9 protein-coding genes and 1 pseudogene are annotated in these 7637 nt (G+C 69.9%); 7 read left to right on the forward strand and 3 right to left on the reverse strand.

Annotated features, from left to right (window positions below; translation table 11 throughout):
• A pseudogene (locus V8688_RS30195) lies at positions 1 to 486 on the forward strand (pyridine nucleotide-disulfide oxidoreductase); the annotation flags it as partial.
• Positions 487 to 543: 57 nt separating this feature from the next.
• Positions 544 to 1410, forward strand: a complete 867-nt coding sequence (locus V8688_RS30200) for an amidohydrolase family protein (protein WP_218715886.1) — start codon at positions 544 to 546, stop codon at positions 1408 to 1410.
• Between the two features lies 1 nt (position 1411).
• Here the strand turns inward: V8688_RS30200 and V8688_RS30205 are convergent, their stop codons facing one another.
• Positions 1412 to 1894: a DUF456 domain-containing protein gene (locus V8688_RS30205; RefSeq protein ID WP_218715887.1), complete on the reverse strand. Its 483-nt coding sequence runs from the start codon at positions 1892 to 1894 to the stop codon at positions 1412 to 1414.
• Between the two features lie 208 nt (positions 1895 to 2102).
• Here V8688_RS30205 and V8688_RS30210 point away from each other — a divergent pair, with 208 nt between their 5' ends.
• Positions 2103 to 3197 carry a CaiB/BaiF CoA-transferase family protein gene (locus V8688_RS30210; RefSeq protein ID WP_218715888.1) on the forward strand — a complete coding sequence of 365 codons (1095 nt, stop codon included), beginning with the start codon at positions 2103 to 2105 and terminating at the stop codon, positions 3195 to 3197.
• 90 nt (positions 3198 to 3287) lie between these two features.
• Positions 3288 to 3632 carry a hypothetical protein gene (locus tag V8688_RS30215; protein WP_218715889.1) on the forward strand — a complete coding sequence of 115 codons (345 nt, stop codon included), beginning with the start codon at positions 3288 to 3290 and terminating at the stop codon, positions 3630 to 3632.
• A 1-nt stretch (position 3633) separates the two neighbouring features.
• On the opposite strand, the gene V8688_RS30220 is transcribed toward V8688_RS30215, so the two are convergent.
• Positions 3634 to 5136 (reverse strand): PLP-dependent aminotransferase family protein, encoded by a 1503-nt coding sequence (locus V8688_RS30220; RefSeq protein ID WP_218715890.1) that lies wholly within the window; start codon positions 5134 to 5136, stop codon positions 3634 to 3636.
• A 61-nt stretch (positions 5137 to 5197) separates the two neighbouring features.
• Between V8688_RS30220 and V8688_RS30225 the strand changes: the two genes are divergently transcribed.
• The 3 genes from V8688_RS30225 (at position 5198) to V8688_RS30235 (ending at position 7058) form a co-directional block, all read left to right on the forward strand.
• Positions 5198 to 5482, forward strand: a complete 285-nt coding sequence (locus tag V8688_RS30225; RefSeq protein ID WP_218715891.1) for a hypothetical protein — start codon at positions 5198 to 5200, stop codon at positions 5480 to 5482.
• Between the two features lie 47 nt (positions 5483 to 5529).
• Positions 5530 to 6093, forward strand: a complete 564-nt coding sequence (locus V8688_RS30230; protein WP_218715892.1) for an MGMT family protein — start codon at positions 5530 to 5532, stop codon at positions 6091 to 6093.
• A gap of 146 nt (positions 6094 to 6239) precedes the next feature.
• Complete coding sequence (locus V8688_RS30235) at positions 6240 to 7058, forward strand: alpha/beta hydrolase (protein ID WP_218715893.1); 819 nt, start codon at positions 6240 to 6242, stop codon at positions 7056 to 7058.
• A 74-nt stretch (positions 7059 to 7132) separates the two neighbouring features.
• On the opposite strand, the gene V8688_RS30240 is transcribed toward V8688_RS30235, so the two are convergent.
• Complete coding sequence (locus V8688_RS30240) at positions 7133 to 7426, reverse strand: hypothetical protein (RefSeq protein WP_218715894.1); 294 nt, start codon at positions 7424 to 7426, stop codon at positions 7133 to 7135.
• Positions 7427 to 7637: the final 211 nt, after the last annotated feature.

Genomic DNA, 7637 nt, shown 5'->3' on the forward strand with positions numbered 1-7637 from the left:
AACGTCAAGGGCACCGGCGAGTTCAAGCAGTGGGACGTGCAGGCCATCTACCGCGCCGTGGGGTACCTGTCGCAGAACATCACCCAGCTGCCGTTCGACGACCAGGCGGGCACCGTGCCCAACGAGGCAGGCCGCGTGATCTCCGACGAGACCGCCGAAGGCTCGGCCCGCTTCATGCCCGCCACCTACGTGACCGGCTGGATCAAGCGCGGCCCGGTCGGCCTCATCGGCCACACCAAGGGCGACGCCAACGAGACCATCGCCTGCCTGCTCGACGACGCCAAGGACTTCGCCCCGGCGCCGCAGCCCGAGCTGGACGCGGTCACCACGTTCCTCGAGGGCAAGGGCATCCCGTTCACCACGTGGGCGGGCTGGTACCGCCTCGACGCGCACGAGCGCGCGCTGGGCGAGCCGGAAGGCCGTGAGCGCGTGAAGGTCGTGGAGCGCGAGGACATGCTGCGCGCTTCCGAGCCCAACAAGGTCTAGCCTCGGACGTCGGAGCCGAACTGTTCCATTCCGCCGAACTCGAGGCATTCTGTACAAGTGTTCGATGCCCACGTCCACATCATCGATCCGCGGTTCCCGCTGATCGAGAACGAAGGCTACCTGCCTGACCCCTACACCATCGCGGACTATCGAAAGCGTATGGAGCACTTCCATGTTCGCGGTGGTGCGGTGGTCAGCGCGTCGTTCCAGGGGTCCGACCAGTCGTATCTGAAGGCCGCGCTGGCGGCCCTCGGGGACGGCTGGGTGGGGGTCACCCGACTGGATCTGGATGCCACCGACGACGAGATCATCGAATTGGATCGCGCCGGCGTGCGCGCGCTGCGGTTCAACCTCAAGCGCGCCGCCGCCGACATCACCGAGATGACGTTGCAGGCGCTGCGCGCGCACGAGCTGGCCGGCTGGCACGTGGAGCTCTACATCGACGGCCAGATGCTGGCCTCGCTGCAACCGGTGATCTCCAAGCTGCCCGCGCTCTCGATCGACCACCTCGGCATGTCCGAGGAGGGCCTGCCCTACCTGCTGGACCTGGTCGATCGGGGCGCGAGGGTGAAGGCCACCGGTTTCGGCCGGGTCGACATGGACGTGGCCGAGACGCTGCGCCGGATCCACGCCGTCAACCCGGGCGCGCTGATGTTCGGCTCCGATCTGCCCGGCACCAGGGCGGGCAGGCCGTTCCGGGACGCCGACGTGGAACTGATCTGGCAGGTGGTCGGCGCCGACCTGCACGCCGTGCTCGAGGACAACGCCAGGGAGTTCTACCGGCTGCCGGTCGCGGACCGGCCCGCGGCCGATCCCCTGCCGACCACGCCGATCCCGCGCACCGACAACCCGACGGTGCCGATCCCCCGCGACGAACTGCCCGGCGCGGGCGAGCACACCCGCCCGCTGCCGGTCATCGAATAGCTCAGGCCAGGATCGCGCCGGTGAACCAGACACCGGCGGCGATCAGCGCGCCGAACAGCTCGACCAGCATCGACAGGCCGACGCCCTTGAGCGCGTGCAGCGTCGCGGGCCAGGCCAGGTCGTTGGTCTTGAGCCGGTACAGCTCGGCCAGGTACACACCGAGCACGAAGCCGATGAACAGGCCGACGATCGGGATGACGAAGAACCCGGCGACGCCGAGGATCGCGCCGCACAGCAGCGCCTTGTTCGACACCCCCGCGTCCCGCATCCGCCTGCCGGGCCAGGTGTACTTCACGACGCCGGAGATGACCAGCGCCACCGTGGCGATCGCGAGCACCGTCCACGCGGCGCTACCGCCGGTCATGAAGGCCCACACCGCGATTGCCGCGAAAATCAGGATGACGCCTGGCAGGATCGGAACGATCACACCGACGAGGCCGACCAGAATGACGAGGCCTACGATGACCTCACCCCACACGCTCACTACCGGGTTCCTCCCATTGTGACGCCGAGTCGCGCCACCCGGAATTCTCGCCCATGCCCTACCCGGCTCGCCATCCCGACGCTATTGTCGGAGTGTCAATACCGTTCGACGATGAACAGAGGTCAGGTGTGAGCGAGCCTTGGCGAGCGAACCAGAAGCACAGCGCGCGATCGCGCACGACGAAGCCGAGCGCCGGCGAGGTGCAGTCGTGAGCGAGTCCACCGCCAAGCAGGGGCCCCTCGCGGGTATCAAGGTCATCGAGCTGGCCGGCATCGGGCCGGGTCCGCATGCCGCGCTACTGCTGGCCGACCTCGGCGCCGACGTGGTCCGCGTGCAGCGTCCCGGCATGATGCCCGGATTCATGGAGCGCCCGCAGTGGCGTGGCCGCACCATCGTCGAGGCGAATCTGAAGGATCCCGCCGACGTCGCCAAGATCCTCGACCTGGTCGAGCGGGCCGATGTGCTGCTGGAAGGCTTCCGCCCCGGCGTCACCGAGCGCATGGGCCTCGGCCCCGACGACGCGCTGGCCCGCAACCCGCGCCTGGTCTACGGCCGGATGACCGGCTGGGGCCAGTACGGTCCGCTCGCCGATCGCGCGGGCCACGACATCAACTACATCTCGCTGACCGGCGTGCTCAACGCCATCGGCCGCAAGGGTGAGCGGCCGGTGCCGCCGCTGAACATGGTCGGCGACTTCGGTGGCGGCTCGATGTTCCTGGTGTTCGGCGTGCTCGCCGCGCTGGTCGAGCGGCAGAGCTCCGGGCAGGGCCAGGTGATCGACGCCGCGATGATCGATGGCGCGCTCGCCCTGTCGCACATGATGTGGGGCATGCGCGGGGTCGGTCTGTGGTCCGACGAGCGCGGCACCAACCTGCTCGACACCGGCATGGCCTTCTACGACACCTACGAGACCTCCGACGGCAAGTACATGGCCGTCGGCGCGATCGAGCCGCAGTTCTACGCCCAGCTGCTGGCCGGGCTGGAGATCGACCCGGAGGGTCTGCCGATGCAGCTCGACCCGAACGGGCAGGACCAGCTGCGCAAGCTGTTCGCGGACAAGTTCAAGACCAAGACCCGCGACGAGTGGGCCGCGATCTTCGACGGTACCGACGCCTGCACCACCCCGGTGCTCACCTTCACCGAGGCTACCGAGAATCCGCACATCGCGGCCCGTACCGGCCTGATCGAGATCGAGGGCGTCGTCCAGCACGCGCCCGCGCCGCGCTTCTCCCGCACCCCCGGTGGCGTGCCGACGCCGCCGCCGTCGGAGACGACACCGATCGAATCGGTCTGGGCTGACTGATTTCCCGGCCTGTCGTCGGTAGTCTCACCGACTATCGACGACAGGCCACGGATCCGAACCGGCCACCGGCCACCGAAGGTGCTCACCGCGTTGATCGCGGTCACCACCTTCGGCGCCGCGCTGCTCGCCTTCGCGGTGGCCGAGGCGCTGCTCGACGATCGCCAGGCGCAGCTCGCCGAATCCCGTTGCCGCAGTGACGCGCCGGTCCCCATCACGGTCAGTCTGCTCAACGGCCTGGCGGCCGGGCTGCTGGCGGCCACCACGATCGCGCTGGTGTGCCTGCTGATGCTGCTGTTCCGCTATCCGTCCCCGCGCGCCGCCGCCGTGCCGCTCACCACCGTCGCGATCGTGATCTCGACGCTGTTCATGCTCGGTGCCGGGTACGAGACGGTGCGTCCGCATCCGGCCACATACCACTCGTGCGGGTTCGGCTGACTCAGTAGCAGGTGAGCGGCTGTAGCGGATCGGCGGCGCGCGGGGTCAGCGCGTCGTAGGCGGCGGCGATCGACTTCACCGCCAGGCGCAGTTCGGCCTCGGGATGGGTGAAGGGCAGGCGCAGGAACCGCTCGAACGCGCCCTGGACGCCGAAACGCGGTCCGGCGGCGAGCAATACACCGTGATTGGGCGCGGTGGCCGCCAGGGCCGTGGAGACCGGGCTCGGCAGCTGCGCCCACACCGACATGCCACCGGCGCCGGGCACGATGTGCCAGCCGGGAAGATCCTCGGCGACCGCGTCCAGCAGGGCGGTGCGCTGGGCGCGCAACTGCTCGCGCCGCCGCTCCAGGATGGGCTCGGCGTGTCCGAGCAGGTGAACGGTGGCCAGCTGGTCCATCACCGGCGTGCCGAGGTCGACGGTGGCGCGGATGCCGAGCAGCTTGGTGATCAGCGCCTGGTTGGTGCGGATCCAGCCGACCCGCAGACCACCCCAGAACGACTTCGACGCCGACCCGATGGTGATGATCTCCGAGCCCTTCGCGAACGCGGCGACCGGCGGCGGCATGGCGTCGTCGGACAGGTTCAGCTCGCTCATCGACTCGTCGACGACGATGGTCATCCTGGTGTCGCGGGCGATGGCGGCCAGTTCGGCGCGGCCGTCGGCGTCGAGCAACAGGCCGGTGGGGTTGTTGAAGTCGGGGACCAGGTAGGCCAGCGTCGCCGCGGTCTGCCGGGCGGTGCTGCGCAGCCCGTCGAGATCCCACCCGGCGTGCGGCAACTCGGGCCGCAGCGGCACCGGGATCGGGCGGGCGCCGACATCGCGGATGGCTTCGATGGCGTTCGGGTAGCTGGGGTGCTCGATCAGCACGCGCGCGGCGGGCGAGGTGAGGACGTTGAGCAGCAGCCGCAGGCCGTGCTGGGCGCCGAGGGTCACCAGGATCTGGTCGGGCTCGGTGGGCAGGCCGCGGGCGGTATAGCGGCGGGCCAGCGCCTCGCGCAGCGCCAGCACGCCGACCGGGTCCATGCCGTGCGTGCCGAGAAAGGCCGGAATGCCTTGCAGCGCGGCCGAATACGCGTCGTGCAGCTCCGGCGGCGCCGACATCGCCGCGTAGGTCATGTCGATGGTCGGCAGTTCGGGCTGCGCCATCAGCGCCATGATGCCCCGGGTCGGCTTGGAGCCGTCGTGCTGGATGGCGGGCGGCAGCGCCACCGTGCTGCGCGAGCCCTGTCGGCTGATCAGGTAACCGTGCTCGCGCAGCAGCGAGTACGTGGAGGTGATGGTGGTGCGGCTGACGCCCAGGGTGGCGGCCAGATCCCGCTCGCTGGGCAGCGCGACGCCGAGCGGGGCGCGGCCGTCGTGGATCAGCAGCCGGATGGCCTCGGCCAGGGCCAGATAGGCGGGCCGGTGCGGACGGCGCTCGGGAGCGTCGCCGTCGGTTTCGGGGTCACGCCACCGCCCGAGGTCGCGGGCCAGGCCGGACGCGCCGATCACTCTTGTCGCCATGAAGTCCAGTATTCCGTAAGTGGATATTTCTCGGCAAGGCCAGTCGGAGGATTCTTACGTCATGACCACTTTCCTCGCCCTCGCCGTCGCCGCCGCCTTCGGGTACGCGGTCTACCACTTCTCCCCGAAACGCGGCGAACTGCCCTTCTGGCCCTTCCAGTACCTGCCGCACGACAGAGCCTTCGGCACCTACGATGAGCAGCGACTTTTCCGCGATCTGGATGCCGCGCGCGTGCACGAGGAGGAGCCGGTCGTCGAGGCGGCCGAGGCCACCGACGCCGATCCAGTCCAGTTACCGAAAACTGGCCTTCTCTCCTCCGGTGAGCGCGGGCCACTCGCCGCGTGACCGGGGGCAGCCCTGAATCTGTCACCGGGTCGGCGCACACTGTGCTCATGAGTTCCGGAACCCGGACCGAACCGGTAGCCGCGGCACTGTTCGACACCGCGATCGGCCTGTGCGCCATCGCCTGGCACGGCGACACCGTCGTAAGGTTCCAGCTGCCCGAGGCGAGCGAGGAGGAGACGCTCGCCCGGATCACCAGACCGCTGGCCGGCGAGCCGGTCGTCGAGGACGAACCGGGACCCGTGATCACCGCGGCGATCACGGGTATCCGCGCGCATCTGGCCGGCACCCTGGACGCGCTGCGCTGGATCGACGTCGACCTCGGCGGAGTCCCCGAGTTCTACCGGGGCGTCTACGCCATCACCCGCGACATCGACCCCGGTCACACCCTCAGCTACGGCGACATCGCCACCCGTCTCGGCGCCCCCGGCTCGGCCCAGGCCGTCGGACAGGCGTTGGGCCGCAATCCCATTCCGCTGATCATCCCCTGCCATCGGGTCCTCGCCGCCGACCACGCGCTGCACGGCTTCTCCGCACCCGGCGGCATCGGCACCAAGGCCCGCCTGCTGGAGATCGAGCGCACGCCCGGCTTCGGCGAGCCGATGCTGTTCTGAACCGATGACTTCCTGAGTCCTGCCCCGTCTGCATGATCGGTGCCGCAACGCTCGGCACCCGGGGAAACCCGTGCCGACCTGCGATGGACCCGATCGCGTACCGTCGAGTCCGGTGGTCACACGGCCCGAATGCGAGAGGAACCACGATGCAGACTGTGACGTCGGCCGACGGCACCACGATTGCCTACGACCGGGTCGGGGACGGCACGGCGGGCACCGTCATCCTGATCGGCGGCGCGTTCAGCTTCCGCGAGTACTCGACGATGGTCGAGCTCGCGCAGACGCTGGCGGCCGACTTCGATCTCACGGTGCTCAACTACGACCGGCGCGGGCGCGGTGACAGCGCCGACTCCCCCGGCGTGTACGACGTGGCCAACGAGATCGCCGACATCGCCGCGCTGGTCGAGGTCGCGGGCGGGAAGGCGGCGCTGTTCGGCTGGTCCTCGGGTGCCGCGCTGGCGCTGCTGGCCGCGCGCGAGGTGCCGGGGGTGACCGAGGTGGTCGCGTTCGAGCCGCCGTTCGTCGTCGATCCGAAAGACCATGTGCCGCCGAAGGATCTGGCGGACAAGCTGCATCCGATGATCGCCGCGGACAAGCGGAACAAGACAGTGCGGTACTACATGACCAAGGCGATGGGCATGCCGTGGCTGATGGTCGGCGCGATGCGGATGACGCCCTTCTGGAAAAACCTTGCCGCGACATCGAACTCGACGGCCCACGACTGGGCGGTGATGCAGCCGTACATGCGCGGCAAGTCGCTCGATCCCGCGGACTGGAGCGACGTGCGGGTCCCGGTCCTCGTCCTGGCCGGCGACCGCACCTCCCCGATGCTCACCCGGGGCGCCAAGGCGGCCGCCGCGGCGCTGCCCTCCGCGACCTTCGCCGAACTGCCCGGCGTGAGCCACAATCCGAAGGTCTCGATCCTCGCCCCGGCCATCGGCGAGTTCCTCACCACCGCCCGCTGAGCGCGATCACGGCTCGATGCGGGTGTCGCGCGAGAGCGCACCCGCACCACCGCGTGGTGATCAGCCGTAGCTGATCACGGTGGCGGCGGGTGGTCGCGGTAGAACTGGCACGGCTCGCCGGTGAGGTAGCCGTCCATACAGGCGAAGTAGGTCTGGACGCAGGCGTTGCTGGTGCAGCCCGCGGTGTACAGCATTCCCCGGATGCGCTCGTTGCGTTGCTGCGAGGGGGCCAGGGTCTGCGCCGGCGGGAGTACCGAACTCACGGGCGCGGGACTGGGTGGCGGGGTGGTTTCGCTCGGCGACGCACAGCCGGACAGCACGGCGATCGTCAGCAGCGCCGACGAGGCCAGACCCGCGCGCACCGTCATCCGTCACCTCCGTCCGAGCCCGCCTCGACCGTACTACCGACGCGTCCGTGCTGCCCAGGCGGCCGCGAGCGGCGGCCCCGTCCCGATGGTCGAGTCCCGATCAGAGCGTGGCGCCGTAGCCGCTGCCGAGCACGCCGCCGACAACGGCGCCGCCGGCCGCGGCCGGAATACCGAGAGCCGCGGCCCCGGCGGCCGCTCCGACACCGGCACC

This window comes from Nocardia sp. No.11 (assembly GCF_038752175.1).
Classification (GTDB): Bacteria; Actinomycetota; Actinomycetes; order Mycobacteriales; family Mycobacteriaceae; genus Nocardia; species Nocardia canadensis.

What these genes read in the sequence shown, in the direction of transcription:
- V8688_RS30220 (WP_218715890.1), bottom strand. Translation starts at nt 5,136, where the DNA reads ATGGCGACAAGAGTGATCGGCGCGTCCGGCCTGGCCCGCGACCTCGGG.
- V8688_RS30230 (WP_218715892.1), top strand. Translation starts at nt 5,530, where the DNA reads ATGAGTTCCGGAACCCGGACCGAACCGGTAGCCGCGGCACTGTTCGAC.
- V8688_RS30240 (WP_218715894.1), bottom strand. Translation starts at nt 7,426, where the DNA reads ATGACGGTGCGCGCGGGTCTGGCCTCGTCGGCGCTGCTGACGATCGCC.
- V8688_RS30235 (WP_218715893.1), top strand. Translation starts at nt 6,240, where the DNA reads ATGCAGACTGTGACGTCGGCCGACGGCACCACGATTGCCTACGACCGG.
- V8688_RS30225 (WP_218715891.1), top strand. Translation starts at nt 5,198, where the DNA reads ATGACCACTTTCCTCGCCCTCGCCGTCGCCGCCGCCTTCGGGTACGCG.